Below are 17,691 nucleotides of genomic sequence, written 5' to 3' on the forward strand. Positions count from 1 at the left end.
TAACTGCGGTCGCGCGCAAGCGGCAGCTTCTAGCCGTTTTCCGCCAGTCGCCACTGAACACGCTCCAGGCCGAGCTCGATGAAAAAGCCGCTCGAAAGAAGTTCAGGTACGTAGATCTGGTGTCGGTTAAACCAGCGACATCACAATATCCCTGACGGATCTCGTACGGTCAGTTCCCCGTCCCGCTGGATGTATCTATGATGGGTAAAGGCGAATGGCTAATCCTGCTGCGCTCCAGGGAGCCAGTCGGAGCGCAACCAACGGATTTCGCCCTTACTCACAGATGACGTTCAGAAGGATACTGGCTGGTGAAAATCAGGAAGATCGTGATCAAGAACTTTCGCGGAGTGAAAGCGCTTGATTGGAATGTGCCAACAGCTGACATCTTTTGCCTCATAGGGAAAGGCGACTCCTCTAAGTCCACAATCCTTGAAGCCATCCGATACACGTTCCATCCCCAATGGAATCTTGCCTTTAGCGACGCTGATTTTTACCAGTGCAAGATCGCTGATCCCATCACCGTTGAGATCACGATCGGTCATCTAGTTGCAGACTTCTCTGCACTCAATAAGTATGGGCTCTACCTTCGGGGCTGGAATGCCGCCGCTCAGACGCTGTTTGATGAGCCAGATGATGACCTGGAGAGCGTATTGACCGTCCGGCTAACCGTCGAAAAGGACTTGGAGCCCAAATGGATAGTGGTGTGCGATCGCAATCCAGACGGGGTGCCCTTTAAGCAGGCAGACAGAAACAAGGTCGGGGCTGGCCTCATCGGCGTTTTCAGCGAACGAGAGCTTTCCTGGGCAAACGGTACAGCCCTTGCCAAGCTAACCGCGGCGCAGAGCTTGAGCGAGCTATTGGCCAATGCATCGAGGACCGCCAGGAATTCGTTGGATGTCGACCGGCCTATCACCCTGACAAATTTCGACGCTGCAGCAACCAAGTCGCAAGAAATTGCGAAGCTCCTGGGTGTTCCCGTACTTGATGCGTATAAGGCGCATCTCGACTTGGCCTCCATCAACCTGAAAGTCGGCGGTCTTTCCCTGCATGACGGCGAAATCCCGTTGCGCCAATTAGGCCTCGGATCTCGCCGCATGCTTCAGTGTGGAATCCAGAAAGCGGGGTTGGAGGAAGGCCATATCACCTTGTTCGATGAGTTGGAGTTCGGACTGGAGCCCCACCGGATCACGCGTCTCATCAAGCACATCAGAGAGGACAAACGCGGGCAATATTTTCTGACCACTCATTCGCCCATGGTGCTTCGTGAACTCACGGTGCATGACCTACATATCGTCCACAAAAAGGGTGGCGTTGTGACGATCATTTCTGCTGCTGAGAAAGGACTCGAAGAGCATGAGGTTCAGGGGAAGATTCGCTCAAACGCCGAAGCATTCCTGGCCAAGAAGGTTGTTGTATGTGAAGGCGCTACCGAGGTCGGCTTTCTAAGGGGCTTTGACGATCACCAGATCGAGAATGGGCGAGACCCATTGTCCTATTACGGTGTGGCGTTACTGGACGCCAAGGGGGCCAGCAAAGTGAAGGCCATGGCTATGGCGTTCAAATCGCTTAGTTACGACGTGTCGGTGTTAGCTGATGGCGATGCCGAGGCGCAGTTCTCAACCGCCGATACAGCTGAACTCGTGGCTATGGGGATTCCGACATACGTCTGGAGCGACAAGCTTTCCCTCGAAGAACGGGCATTCCAGGATCTGCCTTGGGTATACGTTTTAGCCAGTTTGAAGTTTGCCCAAGATGAACTCTCCTACCCTGTGTACGACCAAGTGCGGACCCAGTACCGGGAAGTGCTTCCCGAAGACCTGAGCACATGGCCGGATAGCCCTAAGCTGAGGAGTGCCATTGGTGCTGCAGCCAAGAACAAGAACGCGGGCTGGTTTAAGGACACGACCAGAGGCGACTTATGGTTTAAGACAGTGTCTCCGGCGTTCAAGGATCCCGTGTTTGGAAAAACGAATCTTGCCTTAGAGTTGGGAAAACTTTGGGAGTGGGCAGAGAGTGTCTGAGGATCTGGCAATCAAGCTCAACGGCTGTACTACCAAGGGGTATGTAATCGCGCCTGCCGGATTTGGAAAGACGCATCTCATAGCGATGGCGGTACGGGCGTCCAGTGGACGACAGCTTATCCTGACGCATACCTTTGCCGGCGTGAATTCGATCAAAACCAAGATGGCGGACTTGGGCGTTCGCGCTTCCCAGTACCAGGTCGATACGATCGCTAGCTGGGCACTTCGACTCTGTCTGGCGTACCCGCAGTCATCGGGGTGGAAAATTGAAAACCCGACCAGCAAGCAGTGGAATAAGCTGTACGAGTGCTGCTCCCGTTTGCTGGGGAAGAGGTTCATTCGTGAGGCCGTGTCGTCCAGCTACGTAGGTCTCTACGTCGACGAGTACCAGGACTGCTCAGACTTGCAGCATGATCTGGTCTGTAACCTGGCAGAATTTCTTCCAAGCCGACTGTTGGGAGACCCCCTGCAAGCCATATTCGATTTTGACGACGGCAAGCCCGTTGATTGGGAGGCCAGCGTCTACCCCGAGTTTGATTGCTTAGGACAGCTGGAGATCCCTTGGCGGTGGGTCAAGGCGAAGAGTCCGGAACTTGGCGAATGGCTCAAAGATGCGAGGCGAAAGATCGAGCTAGGCCAAAAGATTGATCTGTCAGCCCATCTTCCACCGAGCGTAATTCGTGTCTACACCCAGCCCGACTATCTTGCAGCTAAACAGTACACGGCGCTTTGTGGCCTGTTGAACCATAATGAGAGCGTCATTGCACTTCACGGTGGCGATCAGCAGTCCAAGAACAAAACTCACCGCTTGGCCAACCGCATGGCCGGCCGTTTTTCCTCAATTGAGGAAATCGAAGGGAAAGACCTGCATTCGTTCATCAAAAAGCTTGGGGCTGCAAAGACCGCTCAGGCTGGCTTTCTCCATGCTTTGAAGTTCGCAACGAAGTGCTTCACAGGTGTAACCCGCACACTAACGGCAGGCACCAAGCGGGGCGAGGTTACCAATCTTCGCAAGACAACGAAGTATCCACTGGTGCTCCAAGCCGCGAATGACTATTTGTCTGACCCGTCGAGCGGATATCTCAAGGCATTCTTCCAAGCCTTGAAGAACAATCCTGAGACCTCAGCGTACCGCCGTGATTTGCTCTATCGCTTCGTCAACGTGCTCAAAATTCATGTTGATGGCCAAGCCGCGACTCTCGTGGAGGCCGGTAACCTTTACCAGCGCGAGATGAGGCATTCGGGGCGGCCGATCAGCCATCGCAAGCTGATTGGAACCACGTTGCTGGTCAAAGGCCTTGAATATGACCACGCCGTCATTCTTGATGCCGACTCGCTTGATGCGAAGGATTTGTACGTCGCGATGACCCGAGGAGCGAAATCTCTCACCATCATCGGGACAGGTCGGCATCTACCTGCTTGAATGCCTATTCAGTTTTGGACATCTTGGATCGGTCAAGCGACCGATAAGGTCATTCTGCTGGACGACCCGATATCGCAAATTGACGACCTCAACGCCTTGTCCTTCTTGGACTATTTGCGGAATCTCGTCATGAAGTCGGACCGACAGGTATTTTTTGCGACCGCAGACGAGAAAATTGCAGGCTTATTCGTACATAAGTTTGGATTCCTCGGTGAGGAGTTCCAAACCATTGAACTGGCGCGCGGCTAGTCGGCACGAAGCGCCGAACGGTCTACTGATCGTTGGGCGATTCAGTACGCGGGGGAAACGAGTTGTATGCGGTGCTCTCGACACAGTAAATGTGATTCACGAGATCTAAACAGCTGCTGCGGCAGAGCTGTCATTGAGATCCGCAAAGTGAATGGCTGCTCTTGGCCGTTTTCTGCCTGTCACGACTGACCAGGGTTGGCTCCAAATCCCACTTCAGATGAAAGCCGCTTTCCAACAAGCGCAGTTTCTCGGTTGCAGCTACGAAATTTAGGGCGATCATGAGCCCACCCAGAAAACCAAAAAACCGGCCAAATTCGTTTCCGCAAATAAATTTCCACCCCTTGATTTCAGAGGCCTCCAGAGCATTAATGAATACTGCCTAGCGGAAACGAATACAACTTAAGACATTGAAATATAAGGATTAATCTTCGGACTTGAAAACCGTCGACTGTAACAGGTCCATGAGTTCGAATCCCATCGCCTCCGCCATCTTTATACGACAAAGCCCTGATTATTCAGGGCTTTGTCGTTTTTGCCAGTTCACCCTTGTCGCCAACTGGAGTAGAGGTCGCGTGCGATTCGCTTTTGAGCTTCGGGATTAATCATTGAACCCTCTTCATTTTTCAGTCGACGCCCGTCAAAAGAAGCAAGCTATGGTGTACGGCTAATGCTTGTGATGAGGTAAACAGCGAGAGGACTCGGTGGTGCCCTCTCGTCGAGTAGATTCGATTGCTTACATCAGTTCGGCTGTTTCAGTTTGCCTCTGACTGACATGACTGATCTTGAACCAGATGGAGTACATCGCCGGCAGGAACACCAGCGTCACGATGGTTCCGACGAACGTACCTCCGATCAGTGTGTAAGCCAGGGTTCCCCAGAAGACGGAGTGTGTCAGGGGGATGAACGCCAGGATGGCCGCCAGCGCTGTCAGCAGCACCGGGCGAGCGCGCTGTACTGTGGCTTCGATAACGGCGTGAAACGGATCAAGTCCTTCTTGAGCGTTGTGATGGATTTGTCCAATCAGAATAAGCGTATTACGCATCAGAATACCCGACAGGGCGATTAGACCGACCAACGCATTGATACCAAACGGCTGCTGGAAGATAAGCAATGTCGGCACCACACCAATCAGCCCCAGTGGCGAGGTGAGGAACACCATGATCATCGCCGAGACCGAACGTACCTGCAGGATGATGATCAGCAGCGTGATGGCAATCATGATCGGGAGCAGCGGCAATATCGCCTGGCCGGCCTTGCCCGACTCCTCAATAGCCCCCGACTGCTCGATACGATACCCATCAGGCAACTTGTCAATGACCGGCTGCAGCTCCTTCATGATCACGCTCGAGACGTCCGGTGGCTGCAAGCCTTCGGCAATGTCGCCGCGCACGGTAATGGTCGGCGTGCGGTCACGCCGCCGAAGAATCGGATCCTCCATACGCACGTCCACTTCCCCTACCTGGGACAGCGGAATCCGCTGGCCCGCCGCGCCCACGAGCGTAATGCCTTCTATTTTTGCAGGGTCGAGCCGGATATCACCCGCAGCACGCCCGATCACCTGCACCGAACGAATGTCTTCACGAACGGCCGTGATCGGTACTCCCGTGAGCAGGAACTGCAGCTGCTGCGCGACGGCACTGGACGTCAGCCCCACCGCCTGCAAGCGGTCCTGGTCCAGGGTGAAATGCAGCGTCGGCGTTAGCGGGCCCCAGTCAGTATTGACGGTTCTCATCATGGGGCTCGCCTGCATCACTTCCTGTACCTGGCCGGCGATCTCACGCAATTTTGATGGGTCAGGCCCCATCACCCGATAGGCGACAGGAAAGGGTGAATACGGACCAAACACCAACTGCGTAACCCTGACACGCGCTTCTGGGGCAAGTCCTTCAGCAACTGCCTCGCGAATACGGAACTTGAGGGTCTCACGTGCCTCCTGACTATCCGTCAACACCACAACCTTCGCGAATGATGGATCAGGGAGTTCCGGCGCCATCGCCAGGTAGAAGCGCGGCGCACCTTGTCCGATATAGGCCGTGACGATTTTTGCTTCATCCTGCTTTTGCAGCCAAGCCTCAATCTTGGCAGTGGTGCTGCTGGTCTGCTCGATGGAGGTTCCATAGGGCATTTGCACTTCGACCAACACTTCTGGACGGTCCGAGGTGGGGAAGAACTGCTTCTTGACCAGGCTCATGCCGAGAATCGCTACGACAAACGTAGCGATAACAGTACCGGCCACCAACCATTTGCGGGCGATGACGCGCGTCAAAATCCGGCGGAAGCGGTTGTAGTTGGGGGTGTTGTAAATGGCCGTGTGACCACCTTCGACCTTCTTGATCTTCGGCAACATCTTCACACCCAGATAGGGGGTGAAGGCCACCGCAACCACCCATGAGGCAATCAGGGCAATGCCCACGATCCAGAACATGTTGCTGGTGTACTCGCCGGCTGTCGACTGTGCGAAGCCGTTGGGCAAAAAGCCGATAGCGGTCACCAGCGTACCGGAAAGCATCGGTGCGGCCGTATGACTCCAGGCATACGCGGAAGCTTTGATGCGGTCGTAGCCCTCCTCCATTTTCACCACCATCATCTCGATAGCGATGATGGCGTCGTCCACCAGCAGCCCAAGCGCCAGAATCAGGGACCCGAGGGTAATACGGTCAAAGTTCTTTCCAGTGGCCGCCATCACCACAAACACCACGGCCAGCGTCAGCGGCACAGCCGCCGCCACCACAATACCAACATGCCAGCCCATGCTGAGAAAGCAGACAAGCATCACCACCAGCAAGGCGACGAAGAACTTGACCATGAACTCGTCGACGGCCGAACTGATATTCACAGACTGATCGGTGACCTTGGCGAGCGTCATGCCCAGCGGCATGCCTTCATTGATCCTGGTCGTCTCCGCGTCCAATGCCTTGCCCAGGTCAAGACCGTTCCAGCCCTCACGCATCACGACCCCCAGTAACAGGGCCTCCTCACCGTTATTACGCACGAGGAAAGTTGCCGGATCTTCATAACCACGCTCGACCGTCGCCACGTCCGAGAGCTTCAGTGTTCGACCTTGAATCGCAAGAGGTGTGTCACGAATCTTCTGCACCTTATCGAAGGCACCGTCGAGACGGAGGAAGACTTGCGGCCCATTGGTTTCAATGGAGCCGGCAGGTGTGAGCACGTTCTGATTGTTCAGTGCGGCAAAAATGTCCTGGGGAGATACGCCCAGCGTGGCCAACCGATCATGGGAGAAGGAAACAAAGATGCGTTCGGTCTGCTCACCAATGATGTTGACCTTCTTCACGCCCGGCACATGCAACAGGCGCTGGCGCAACGATTCCGCATCACGCACCAACAGTCGCTGCGGCTCGCCTTTGGCTTTCAAGGCCAAAAGCGCAAATGTCACATCTGAAAACTCGTCGTTGACCATCGGGCCAATCACACCCGCCGGTAGCTTGCGGGCCTCATCGTCGAGCTTTTTACGCGCTTGATAGAACTCCTCCTGCACTTGGGAGGGCGGTGTGCGATCGAGCAGTGTCACCATGGTGAAGGCGAGACCAGGACGGGTGTAGGTTTCCGTGCGGTCGTACCATTTCAGTTCTTGCAGGCGTTTTTCAAGTGGCTCTGCTACCTGGTCCTGCATCTCCTGCGCCGTTGCGCCCGGCCACGCGGTAATGACCGTCAGTTGCTTGACCGTAAACGGAGGGTCTTCCGCACGCCCCAGTTGGAAAAACGACAGGATCCCTGCAACACCGATCAGGAAAATCAGGAATACCGTGATCGAGCGCTCGCGAACGGCGATCGCCGAAAGATTGAAACGCCCCTGGCTCATGGATGGCTCCCGGCAACTTTGACGTCACCCTGTTGAGCCAATCTCACCTCCTCCCCATCGCGCAGTAAATGTGCACCTAACGCTACAATCTGCTCGCCGACCTTGAGATCACCTGCAACTCGCGCTGCGTCATCGCTCAAGCCCAAGACCCGAACAGGTGTCCAGGTCACCTTCGCTGGTTTGCCAACAATGACCCACACGCCAGTGCCTTTGCCCGGGTCATAAACGGCAGCGATCGGCACTTGCAACACCTGTCCATTTGCGGTGCCTTCGGCAATCCGAAGCGTGACGGTCGAACCTAACGGCGCATTGGCCAGCGCGCCCTCAAGCACATACCGCGCCTCAAAGGTGCGCGTCATATGATCGGCCGAATCAGAAAGCAGCCTCAGCTTCGCTGTAACTGCATCCGTGGTGTTGCCATAAAGCGTCGCCTGCGCAGTGGATCCTGCAGCCGGGCGTAGCGTCTCGGGCAAGTGCACGATGGCTTCGCGCTGCCCGGCCCGCGCCAGTCGAACCACAGGCTGCCCCGGGCTGACGACTTGCCCGGGCTCGGCGAGCGTCTCCACCACAACTCCGTCGGAATCAGCAAACAACACCGCGTAACCAGAAGCATTGCGAGCCACGTCAGCCTGCGCTTCAGCAGCGCTGAGCTGCGCCTTTGCGGTATCAGCCGCTGCTTTGACCTGATCGTACGCCGATGCAGAAATAGCACCTGCGGCGACCAGGTCGCGATATCGCGCCTCGTCATCTGCTGTCTGCTTGGCTCGGGCCCGAGCGGCGATGACCGACTCTTGCTGTGCTCGCGCCTGCAACCCCAGGTCGATTGGATCGAGGCGCATGAGCGGCTGACCCCGCTTAACGGTCTGGCCAGTGTCAACCAAACGCTCAAGGATCTTGCCTGAGACCCGAAAGCCCAGGTCACCCTGGACGCGGGCGGCCACTATGCCAGTGAAAGAACGTGAAACGTCGGACGCCACCTGAACCGCAGAGGACCTCACCAGAGGGGCATGCGTGCGTGGATCTTCAACGACGGATGAGTCGCCACACGCCGCCAGGACGAGAGGCAACAAGCAAGCGGCAATAGGGACAGGTCGAAGCCGGCGCATAGGTTCCCTTACTTAAACAATAGGACATGCGCCACATTCTCAGCACAGTGACCATTTATGTCAATGGTCACGAAATATGAGCTATCGAGATTCTCTGTGCCTATGCGATAAACGCCATATCTACTGGAGTAATCTTACAATCTGATCAAATGGCATTGATTGACAGGGCGTGACCATAAAGTAATATGGTCACAAATCATCCCCCGATTTGAAGGAACCTCAATGCCTCCCCTTCGCCCCATTGCTCTTTTGGTGAGCGCCAGCCTGATGGCAGGCTGTGCGGTCGGTCCGGACTATCAACGTCCGGACTCCCCTCTTTCGGATCGTTACCTGGGTCAGCCTGCTGTCGAGCAAAGGCCTGTAGCGGCGCCAGCCAGTCTTGTGACCTGGTGGGAAGGTTTTGGTGATCCCGTGCTAACCGACTTCGTCTCCAAGGCTCTTGAACAGAATCTGGATCTGGCGCAGGCGTCGGCGCGAGTCAAACAGGCACGGGCAGGATTGGGTGCCGCCAATGCCGCCTTACTGCCCTCGGGGAACATCAGTGGCCAGGCCGCGCGCTCCTACCAATCAATCGAGACTCCACTCGGCCAGGTGTTGAACTCAACGCCTGGCTATGATCGGGATGGAAGCTCCTACGAGGTTAATCTCGGTGCTGGCTGGGAGGTTGATGTCTTTGGCGGCCTGCGACGCGGACGCCAAGCCGCACTCTCCGAGTACCAGGCTTCTGAGGCGGGCGCCGCTGCCACACGACTGGCCATCGCCGCGCAGACCGCCGATATCTACATCACCATCCGCGGTTTGCAGGCCCGGCTGGACATTGCGAACCGACAAGTCAAAACGCAACAGGGACTGCTAGAGAAAGTCCGCTTGCTCTACGGCAAGGGCCTCGCTGCCAACTATCAGGTTCAGCAGACTGAGGGAGCGTTATCGCAGGTCCAGGCGACAGTGCCAGTGCTGCAGACCGGCCTGGATGCTGCCATGAATGCACTGGATGTAATGCTCGGTACACCGCCAGGCACTCATCGCACGAAACTGGCAAGTGCAGGAAGCATTCCTCTTGCGCCGCAGATAAAGGCCACGGGAACGCCGGCCGATCTGCTGCGCCGCAGGCCAGATCTCATCGTGGCTGAGCGCCGCCTTGCGGCCTCCAATGCACGCATCGGGGTCGCGATTGCTGAGTACTACCCGAAATTCTCCCTCAGCGCATTGCTGGGGAGCGCCACGGCCGTCTCCGGCGGCAACCTTTTCACTGGCGGCGCCAATCAGTCGGCGGGCGTACTGGGGCTGCGCTGGAGACTTTTCGACTTTGGCCGCATAAACGCTCAAATCGATCAAGCCAAGGGACAAGAAGCCGAAGCCTTGGCCGTTTACCGTCAGTCCGTGCTGCGCGCCACCGAAGATGTCGAAAACGCGCTCTCCTCCCTGGTGAATCGGGAAGCTCAAGCAGCCACCCTCACCGGGGGTGAGGCGTCTCTGACACAGGCTCGCCAATCGTCGTTCATTGCCTATGAGAAAGGCACGGCCAGCCTGATCGATGTTCTGCACGCCGACGAAACGATGCTGCAGGCTTCCGATGCTCGGGCACAAGCGCGAACGGAATCGGCACGGGCGGCGGTTGCGGCATTCAAGGCGCTCGGTGGTGGCTGGCAGCCTCCTGAAGCTCAGCCTGTTGCGACACGATGATTTAACCAGGTGACGTAGCACTTGATGCACGCACCTCCCCCTCCTCTTTCAGCTACGACCCAATCCGAGAGCAGGTTTCGCTCAACCAATTGCTCAATAGAAACCAACTGGAGTACAGCGAAATGAAGTCGAACGAAAATTCCTGGGTGCTCATCACCGGCGCATCAAGCGGATTTGGCGAGGAGTTTGCCCGGCAATATGCAGCGCAGGGAAAATCGCTCGTTCTGGTAGCAAGAAGGCTGAGTAAGCTCGAAGCGCTATCGGCGCAGTTGCGCGAACGCTTCGGCGTTGATGTGATCGTCGAACAAGTAGACCTGTCCTCGATCCCCGCGATCATCGAACTGCATGAGCGACTCAGCGAACGCAATATAGTGATCGATGTGCTCATCAACAATGCGGGCCATGGATTGCAGGGGCCTTTCCTGGATCAACCTCTGGATGAGTCCCTGACCATGATTGATTTGGATATCGCCAGCCTGACAGCCCTGACACGCCTTTTCGCGGCCGACATGCGAGCCCGCAAACGTGGGCACATCCTGATGGTCGCAAGCTTGCTGTCCTTCCAGGGCGTGAAGAATTTCGCCGTTTACTCTGCCGCGAAAGCCTATGTTCTTCGCTTCTCTGATGCGCTTCATCGCGAACTGAAAAATGACGGCGTCGTCGTTACCGCACTTTGCCCAGGAATGTCGGATACCGGATTTGCAGAAAGCGCCAGGCAAAAGATCACGCCGGTCTTGAAAAGAGTGATGATGCAGCCTCAGCCCGTCGTGCAGGCAGGAATCCGTGCGCTGCAAGCTGGACGCATGAGCGTCGTGCCAGGCTTTGGCAACAAGGCCATCACTGTCTTGACGTGGGCCACGCCACGTCGCTTTCATCAGAATCTCATGGCGCAAGTTATGGGAGTCTGAGGAGGAGAAAAAGAGGCCTTTGCTTTGAGAGGAAAGGCCTGAATTATTTCCTTAAGAGTAGGGAGGCAACACGTACTCCCTACCCAACATTTGTGATGTAAAAGCGCTCAGCTAGAAACGGTAGCTAACAGAAGTACCGAGGCCTCTGGCACTGTTCTTGTATTTGGCACTGTATGCTCCTCTGTTCGCCGAGGTCTCATTGATCTGCACGCTTTCCTCCCATAGATAGGAATAAGCAACGTCGATCGTGACATTTTCCGCTGGAGTCCAACCGGCACCAAAGCTGATTACCTTTCGGTCGCCCGTAGGAATACGGGGACCCCGGTTGGTATTGTTGGTGGGCGACTGATCAACCGAAAACCCAGCACGAAGTACCCATTGGTTGTTTAGTTGATACGCCGTACCTATAGCGTGAGCCCACGTATCATGCCAGTTCTGTTCTTCGGTAATGGTGCCCAATTGGCCGCTCAGTAGTGGCGGTAAGCCGCTGTTCTCAATCGTCAACTCTTTAAAGCGGCTCCAGCGCGTCCAAGTACTTCCTACATATAGGGTCCAGTCGTTATTGAGCCGATGAGTTACCGAAAAGTCCACCGACTCGGGGGTGTCCACGTCCAACGATGCGTCATAGCTACGGCCACTGACTCCAAGCAAGCTAAAGATGCCATCGGTGACCTTGGTTTTGGCATCCAAGTGATAGCTAACCTTGGAGTGATAGGTCAGCCCCAAGCGTGTTTGGTCTGTCGCCTGGACCAGAACACCTGCGTTGAAGCCAAGTGCAGTGTCATCGCCAGTGCTTTTGAGCTTCCCGTCATTACGCCCAGGGCTTAGTGGATTGGGCACCATCCCGGACAGCTCACCGCTGATACGGTTGATGGTCGGACCAAATCCAATCGAAACTTTCTCGTTGAAGGCATAGCTGATGGTGGGTTGGAAAGTAAGTGTCGTGACTTCGCTCTTATTGGCGTAATAGCGTCCGGCAAAACCACTGCCGTAGTCGGTGATCAAGCCAAAAGGCACATAAAATCCGATGCCGAATGCCCAATGGTCATCGATAGGCTTGACGTAGTATCCCATCGGCACCGTAGTCGTGGGCACCATGTCACCGTCTTCCTTTCCCCCAAACGTACTGCGAGTCTGGCTGATGTCGGACTTCGCGAACAGCGTCGCCGCCCCCACGCTGACCTGCTCTCTTTTAAGTCGCGCCATGCCAGCCGGATTGCCGAAAACTGTGCTGGCATCTTCCGCAGAGGAGGAGCGACCAGCAAAGCCGGCCCCCATCCCGCTGATGCTTTGTTCGTTGAGTGCGAAACCACCGGCAAATACATTGGAGGACGCAAGAACGACAGCCAGGCCAACGGGGCCCTTGAGCATTATTTTCTTCATTGTTTGGACTCTATGGGCGTCACTGAAAATAGAACATCGAGAACTGCAGGGGCCCATACTATCCATGTGACCATATCAGTCAATGGTCACATTCAGCAAAAATTGAATGCCCTCCCCGGCGCTCGTTTACCGGAAACAGGAAACTGATGAGGGGGATGTCGCCTTGACTCAAATGACCTGAATATTTTGATCAGCGAAGAGTCAAGGCATGAGGCTACGCAAGATGAGGTTGGTGGTAAGCGTGGGCGCCTCCTCAATAAAATCCAGATTGTGTTGCAGCAGCAATGGGTTGACGAAAGGTCGCAGCGCCAGATGGATCGCTTCGACGGTCTCGTCCAGCGGGGTCTTGCGCTCGAACTCTCCGACCTCTCGCCCTTCACGCACGATGTCAAAGATAAAGCGCTTGATCTGTGCTTCATAAACCTGGGCACTGGGCCAGCGCTCCGAAGCGGAAAATGCTGCGATGTCGTAGAGCTTGCGATCATTGAAGAACAGGTCCACACCCGTAGCAATCACGGTTTTTACCAGTCGACGGAAACGCTCGGTCGGTGAAACAGCTTCTGCGTGAACAGCCTGTTCGACTGCTGCAACGATTTGCCCCAAACAGTTTGAGCAAATGGCTTCGCCGATCGCCTGCTTGGAATCAAAAAATTTATAGATGTACGCTTTGGAAAAACCGATGGCCTTGGCCAGGTCGGAAACCGTGGTTTTACCGTAGCCATACTGACTGAAGTGCTCGTTGGCAGCGGCGACAATCTGGTCTCGAATGTCGTGCTCGGCTGGGCCACGAGTGCTCGGCGAGGATGAAGATATTGATGGCTGATTCATGAGAGCAGCTTACTCACCCTATCGCAGGCTGACAACTTGTGACTCTATATGAATATTGTCACACGTCAGCCGCATTACGTTTTTCAGTCCCACTCAGACCACTCGGGTAAAGCCACTGCAAGACAATGCCGGGCGATCAACAAATAGCCCACGAACACATCTCACAGGCGCCGAAGAGTGGCTCCCGATCAACAAGTCCAACCAGGTGAGCTGAACGGCAACAGCGTCTGCCCCGATGAGGCGGAAACCCTGGTCGCGGCCAACGCCGCCGACATCACAGGGCTATACCCGCGCCTCGCTGCCTGACCCACCCTCACTTTTTTCGCGAACTCTCCACGATCAGTTGATGCTTCGTGGTCTCGATACGTGTAATCGCAGGCACCTGGCCCGACCGAGAGTGGATCATCAAGTATTGCTGGGTGCGCTCGGTATCAAAGACCTGATTGGCTGCCTCCATCTCCTCAATCAACTGCCGATTGACTGAATAGTAGCCACAGGTCGCACATTTAAACTCATCAAAACTGCCTACTGGATACGCTTTCTCGGCGCTATCACCACATACGACGCAGACAGTGATGCTCATATACACCTCCTTTTTGAATCATCTATCAACTGTAGCTGATCCCGCCTCTATCAACCCTTCCGTCCGGGCATGGCCCGGCCTGGGACGCCCCATGCCCACAGAAAACAAACCGGCCGAGCCCTGCCATGGAGGAGAATCTTGCCAATGAGGATCACGCTCCGGGGGAAGCGCTGGTTAAGCTCTATTGGCGTTGGGCGGAAGGGTGATGCCGGCCTGATCATCACTGGCAACGTCATGGTTGATCGCCATGCCTTGACCGGACCCGCTGGCGTAGTGCTTGAGGACGATCGGAACCTGGGCAAATTCAGGCTATGGGCCGACGCTTGTCGCAGTCACGGAGCCCAGGCCTGGATGCAAATCAATCATCCCGGACGGCAGCTGTTGGCTTCAATGGGGCAATCGGCACGGGGGCCCTGCCACGCATCGCAGCAGAGCTGCGTTTGGGAGCTGGAAACTACTAGCAGCACTACTTGCTGAAATATCAGTTCTGCGAATACTCTTGTCGCCATGAAAACACGACGCCCCCTTACCCCTGAAGAAGTCGCTGAGAGCACCAGGCTCAAGGCTATTTACGACCAACGAAAGTCTGCTGCCAAAGCAGCTGGATCAAATCTCACTCAAGCGAATGTGGCTGAGGCTTGCGGATGGTCTGGCCAAAGCGCCTTCAGTCAGTACGCCACCGGCAAGGTTCCACTGAACGTCGAGGCACTTCTGAAACTGGCAAAAGCCTTGAGTTTCAATGCCAGTGAAGTGAGCCCGCGCCTGATGTCGACCGTTGCAAGCGTTCAGCCGTTCGAGCGCATTCAGCCAAGCGTATTGATGTCGGACATCCAGCCCTGGGATGACGACACTCCCCTGGATGACGATGAGGTCTACGTACCCTTCCTGCGTGAAGTGGAGCTGGCGGCTGGATCAGGCCGTTTCGTGATTGAGGAGAGTGACAGCGCCCGGCTGCGCTTTTTCAAGAAAGACCTTCGCCATAACGGCGTTCAGTTCAGCAACGCCAAGTGCGTGGTTGTCAGCGGCAACAGCATGCTGCCAGTGCTGCGTGACGGCGCGACCGTAGGCATCAACGTCGGCAAGAGCTCACTGGGCGATATCGTTGACGGCGACATGTACGCCATCAATCATAGCGGTCAGCTACGCGTGAAACAGGTTTACCGCCTGCCGACGGGCATCCGCCTTCGCAGCTTCAATCGCGACGAGCATCCGGATGAGGACTACACCTTCGCAGAAATCCAGGAGCAGCAGATCGTGATCCTCGGCCACGTATTCTGGTGGGGGATGTTCGCCCGCTGATTGAGTCAAACCGTAGACCCTTTTTTTACCGATGAAGCCCGCCTAGCGCGGGCTTTCTTATGTCTGCCGAAAATATTATTAGCAGCGCTATTTACTTATAATATAAGCACTGCTACTTTTACTTCAAGCCAAGACAACACTACCCAGCATCGAAAGTCGCGGCACGAGCAACAACGAAAGCATCACTTCTGCCCATTCATCGAGTGGGCAGTGGGATGTAGGCCTACATCAAAAGCGCAAGGCTCATCGGAGCACAAGGTGACATCAATGAATTAGGGAAATGACCATGACCGTAGACATCAGCAACTACACAATCGCTACACCGCTTCCTATCTCCGACACCAACCCCATCGCACTTGAGCTCATCGGTTGGCGGGCACTGCTTGAATGCCCGGAAGTCGTTTCGATGCTTGCGGATGGCTCGCTGCAAATGACGGCACCGACGCTCGGCGCTTCGAGCAAAAGCACGCACCGGACGCGCTGCGAGTGGAAGGAGCCAGGTTATTGGCTGTTCGCCAGCGCTGCTGACCACTGGAACCGACAAGAAATGCGGCTGACCAAAGTCAACTCGCTGCAAAAGGTTGTGATAGGTCAGATTCATGTGCAGGGTTCAGAGCGACCACCTGTCAAAGTGTTTTGGAACAAAGGCCGAATCACCATGGGGTTTCGGTCGAGTTATCTTCAAGAAGACCCGGTGAACACGACTGTTCTGGAAAACGTGCCGCTCGGGGCACTGTTCAAAATCAACATTCACGCCAATTCGAATGGCGCGGTCTCCGTTTCGGCGAGCTGTAACGGCGTCAAATCGACCTCCGCAATCATGCGTCTCGACAACACCTGGGACACGAAAACGCTGGCCTTCCACGGCGGTGTGTACAACCAGATCGATTACTCCGACACCACCGACCCCGAAGACGGTTCGGTGTGCATCATCAGCGATCTTTCCATCACCCACGCTTGATATCGCCTGAGTAAAACGGACCTGTAGGAGCCAGGCTTGCCGGCGAAGACGTCCTCAAGGGCGCCTTCGTCGGCAAGTCGGATCGCCGCATCAACTCTTTGCAGGCAGCGCATCATCGGACAGTGTTTGGAAGCCATCCACCACCTTGTCTGTAGTAATGACCGCATCAAGGCCCCAGTCGCCAGGCAGGTGCCAATCCTCTCCAAACATCTCCGCCGGATGCATCGTGCGCTCGGAACCATTGCCGCATGCCAGGGACTTCGCCGGACAATACAGGTCGCATCCCCAACAGATCCGCTCGGGGTGCTTGGGGTTGACGGGGAAGTTCTTGGCCATGCCGATCTCCGATCATTGAGTGGCGTTTTTCCAACCTACAGCCCTTGCGCAACAGCAGCCTTGATACATATCAAGAATCGACATCCGGCCCCCCGCGCAATCCCTTGCCATCGGTTTAATTGCTCGAAACTTGATAACAATCATTATTGTTCGCAGCAAAGCTTCCTAGACTCGGGCTCCTACTCGTCAGTGCACAGGAAGCTATTATGCGTACCCCTTTTTCGCTGCCACTCGCCCTGCTCTTGCTCACACCATTGGCTCACGCCAAGGAATACCCGATCGGGGAACCACAGTTGTGTCCCGGGCTGGAAGTCGGGGCGGTGTATTTGCAGCCGATCGAAATGGCACCTGCCGGAATGATGCGCGCCACCGCGGATTCCGATGTCCACCTGGAAGCCGATATCCGGGCGACTGCGGACAATCGGCAGGGCTTTCAGGAAGGCAGTTTCGTGCCCTACCTGAATGTCTCTTTCAACCTGAAAAAACACGGCAGCGACCCCGAGATCAAAGGCGATTTCCACGCCATGGTGGCCAATGACGGCCCGCACTATGGCGATAATGTGAAGCTGCTTGGCCCCGGTAAATATCAGCTGACGTTCACTGTTCTGCCACCTGCCGGTCATGGCTCCCTCGGGCGCCACACCGACAAGGAAACCGGTGTCGCCCCCTGGTTCGAACGCTGCGAACTGCACTACGAATTCATCTACGCCGGCATCGGTAAAAAAGGCGGCTATTGAATGAAGCGCCTGCATCTTGCCTGGCTGATGGTGGCCGGAGCCGTTGCACCGCTCACGGTCCATGCTGAGTTGCCGAGCTTTGAGCTGATCCTGCGCGATGGCCACTTCACGCCGGCCTTGCTGGAGGTGCCGGCCGGACAGCGCTTCAAGATCGTTCTGAAGAACGTCGGCCAAGGGCCGGCCGAGTTCGAGAGCACGCCGTTGCGGGTTGAAAAAGTCCTGTCGCCGGGCGTGACGACCTTCGTGGTCATTCACCCGCTCAGGCCCGGTCACTACCCCTTTTTCGACGAGTTCAATCCGCAATTGCCCGAAGGCGGCATCCTCGCGAAATAACCTGTTAGCGCACGGAGC

15 protein-coding genes and 1 pseudogene are annotated in these 17,691 nt (G+C 55.8%); 10 read left to right on the forward strand and 6 right to left on the reverse strand.

The genetic code is table 11. The features are described from left to right. Positions 1-308 precede the first annotated feature (308 nt). Together PSH97_RS16645 and PSH97_RS16650 are read left to right on the forward strand one after the other, a co-directional pair. On the forward strand, positions 309-2,021 hold the full coding sequence (locus tag PSH97_RS16645; RefSeq protein WP_305445863.1) for an ATP-dependent nuclease: 1,713 nt from the start codon (positions 309-311) through the stop codon (positions 2,019-2,021). Next, positions 2,014-3,444 carry a UvrD-helicase domain-containing protein gene (locus PSH97_RS16650; RefSeq protein WP_305445864.1) on the forward strand — a complete coding sequence of 477 codons (1,431 nt, stop codon included), beginning with the start codon at positions 2,014-2,016 and terminating at the stop codon, positions 3,442-3,444. Before PSH97_RS16645 ends, PSH97_RS16650 begins: the two co-directional genes overlap by 8 nt. A 982-nt stretch (positions 3,445-4,426) precedes the next feature. Here PSH97_RS16650 and PSH97_RS16655 read toward each other — a convergent pair. Both PSH97_RS16655 and PSH97_RS16660 read right to left on the reverse strand, forming a co-directional pair. After that, positions 4,427-7,516, reverse strand: a complete 3,090-nt coding sequence (locus PSH97_RS16655; RefSeq protein WP_322791087.1) for an efflux RND transporter permease subunit — start codon at positions 7,514-7,516, stop codon at positions 4,427-4,429. Beyond that, positions 7,513-8,622 carry an efflux RND transporter periplasmic adaptor subunit gene (locus tag PSH97_RS16660; RefSeq protein WP_305445865.1) on the reverse strand — a complete coding sequence of 370 codons (1,110 nt, stop codon included), beginning with the start codon at positions 8,620-8,622 and terminating at the stop codon, positions 7,513-7,515. Before PSH97_RS16660 ends, PSH97_RS16655 begins: the two co-directional genes overlap by 4 nt. 222 nt (positions 8,623-8,844) lie before the next feature. On the opposite strand from PSH97_RS16660, the gene PSH97_RS16665 reads away from it, so the two are divergent. Next, entirely contained in the window at positions 8,845-10,305 is a 1,461-nt protein-coding gene (locus PSH97_RS16665; RefSeq protein ID WP_305445866.1) for an efflux transporter outer membrane subunit, read from the forward strand. Between the two features lie 122 nt (positions 10,306-10,427). Next, a complete protein-coding gene (locus tag PSH97_RS16670) occupies positions 10,428-11,213 on the forward strand; it encodes an SDR family NAD(P)-dependent oxidoreductase (protein WP_305445867.1) in 786 nt (261 codons plus the stop codon). Between the two features lie 111 nt (positions 11,214-11,324). On the opposite strand, the gene PSH97_RS16675 is transcribed toward PSH97_RS16670, so the two are convergent. Both PSH97_RS16675 and PSH97_RS16680 read right to left on the reverse strand, forming a co-directional pair. After that, positions 11,325-12,596 (reverse strand): OmpP1/FadL family transporter, encoded by a 1,272-nt coding sequence (locus tag PSH97_RS16675; RefSeq protein WP_305445868.1) that lies wholly within the window; start codon positions 12,594-12,596, stop codon positions 11,325-11,327. Between the two features lie 201 nt (positions 12,597-12,797). Beyond that, a complete protein-coding gene (locus PSH97_RS16680; protein WP_305445869.1) occupies positions 12,798-13,424 on the reverse strand; it encodes a TetR/AcrR family transcriptional regulator in 627 nt (208 codons plus the stop codon). Positions 13,425-13,601: 177 nt separating this feature from the next. Between PSH97_RS16680 and PSH97_RS16685 the strand changes: the two genes are divergently transcribed. After that, a complete protein-coding gene (locus PSH97_RS16685; protein ID WP_305449890.1) occupies positions 13,602-13,730 on the forward strand; it encodes a hypothetical protein in 129 nt (42 codons plus the stop codon). Between the two features lie 7 nt (positions 13,731-13,737). Here PSH97_RS16685 and PSH97_RS16690 read toward each other — a convergent pair whose 3' ends face one another. Next, entirely contained in the window at positions 13,738-14,007 is a 270-nt protein-coding gene (locus PSH97_RS16690; protein ID WP_305445870.1) for a hypothetical protein, read from the reverse strand. Between the two features lie 122 nt (positions 14,008-14,129). On the opposite strand from PSH97_RS16690, the pseudogene PSH97_RS16695 reads away from it, so the two are divergent. The 3 genes and pseudogenes from PSH97_RS16695 to PSH97_RS16705 all read left to right on the forward strand — a co-directional run. Further along, positions 14,130-14,421 (forward strand): annotated as a pseudogene (locus PSH97_RS16695) (2,4-dienoyl-CoA reductase); the annotation flags it as partial. Between the two features lie 93 nt (positions 14,422-14,514). Then, positions 14,515-15,306, forward strand: a complete 792-nt coding sequence (locus PSH97_RS16700; protein ID WP_305445871.1) for an XRE family transcriptional regulator — start codon at positions 14,515-14,517, stop codon at positions 15,304-15,306. A 286-nt stretch (positions 15,307-15,592) separates the two neighbouring features. Then, the gene (locus tag PSH97_RS16705; protein ID WP_305445872.1) at positions 15,593-16,267 is read left to right on the forward strand and encodes a polysaccharide lyase family 7 protein; all 675 of its coding nucleotides are present in this window, start codon (positions 15,593-15,595) and stop codon (positions 16,265-16,267) included. Positions 16,268-16,357: 90 nt separating this feature from the next. On the opposite strand, the gene PSH97_RS16710 is transcribed toward PSH97_RS16705, so the two are convergent. Beyond that, on the reverse strand, positions 16,358-16,603 hold the full coding sequence (locus PSH97_RS16710; protein ID WP_305445873.1) for a DUF3079 domain-containing protein: 246 nt from the start codon (positions 16,601-16,603) through the stop codon (positions 16,358-16,360). Between the two features lie 206 nt (positions 16,604-16,809). Between PSH97_RS16710 and PSH97_RS16715 the strand changes: the two genes are divergently transcribed. Further along, positions 16,810-17,340, forward strand: a complete 531-nt coding sequence (locus PSH97_RS16715) for an iron transporter (RefSeq protein ID WP_305445874.1) — start codon at positions 16,810-16,812, stop codon at positions 17,338-17,340. Continuing rightward, entirely contained in the window at positions 17,341-17,673 is a 333-nt protein-coding gene (locus PSH97_RS16720; protein ID WP_305445875.1) for a cupredoxin domain-containing protein, read from the forward strand. Positions 17,674-17,691 lie beyond the last annotated feature (18 nt).

The sequence above is a fragment of the Pseudomonas cucumis genome (assembly GCF_030687935.1).
GTDB classification, from domain to species: domain Bacteria; phylum Pseudomonadota; class Gammaproteobacteria; order Pseudomonadales; family Pseudomonadaceae; genus Aquipseudomonas; species Aquipseudomonas cucumis.

Excerpts from the sequence above, each read along its gene's own strand:
- PSH97_RS16675 (WP_305445868.1), bottom strand. The coding sequence starts at position 12,596 with ATGAAGAAAATAATGCTCAAGGGCCCCGTTGGCCTGGCTGTCGTTCTT.
- PSH97_RS16720 (WP_305445875.1), top strand. The coding sequence starts at position 17,341 with ATGAAGCGCCTGCATCTTGCCTGGCTGATGGTGGCCGGAGCCGTTGCA.
- PSH97_RS16705 (WP_305445872.1), top strand. The coding sequence starts at position 15,593 with ATGACCGTAGACATCAGCAACTACACAATCGCTACACCGCTTCCTATC.
- PSH97_RS16710 (WP_305445873.1), bottom strand. The coding sequence starts at position 16,603 with ATGGCCAAGAACTTCCCCGTCAACCCCAAGCACCCCGAGCGGATCTGT.
- PSH97_RS16655 (WP_322791087.1), bottom strand. The coding sequence starts at position 7,516 with ATGAGCCAGGGGCGTTTCAATCTTTCGGCGATCGCCGTTCGCGAGCGC.
- PSH97_RS16700 (WP_305445871.1), top strand. The coding sequence starts at position 14,515 with ATGAAAACACGACGCCCCCTTACCCCTGAAGAAGTCGCTGAGAGCACC.
- PSH97_RS16665 (WP_305445866.1), top strand. The coding sequence starts at position 8,845 with ATGCCTCCCCTTCGCCCCATTGCTCTTTTGGTGAGCGCCAGCCTGATG.
- PSH97_RS16670 (WP_305445867.1), top strand. The coding sequence starts at position 10,428 with ATGAAGTCGAACGAAAATTCCTGGGTGCTCATCACCGGCGCATCAAGC.
- PSH97_RS16680 (WP_305445869.1), bottom strand. The coding sequence starts at position 13,424 with ATGAATCAGCCATCAATATCTTCATCCTCGCCGAGCACTCGTGGCCCA.
- PSH97_RS16660 (WP_305445865.1), bottom strand. The coding sequence starts at position 8,622 with ATGCGCCGGCTTCGACCTGTCCCTATTGCCGCTTGCTTGTTGCCTCTC.
- PSH97_RS16715 (WP_305445874.1), top strand. The coding sequence starts at position 16,810 with ATGCGTACCCCTTTTTCGCTGCCACTCGCCCTGCTCTTGCTCACACCA.
- PSH97_RS16690 (WP_305445870.1), bottom strand. The coding sequence starts at position 14,007 with ATGAGCATCACTGTCTGCGTCGTATGTGGTGATAGCGCCGAGAAAGCG.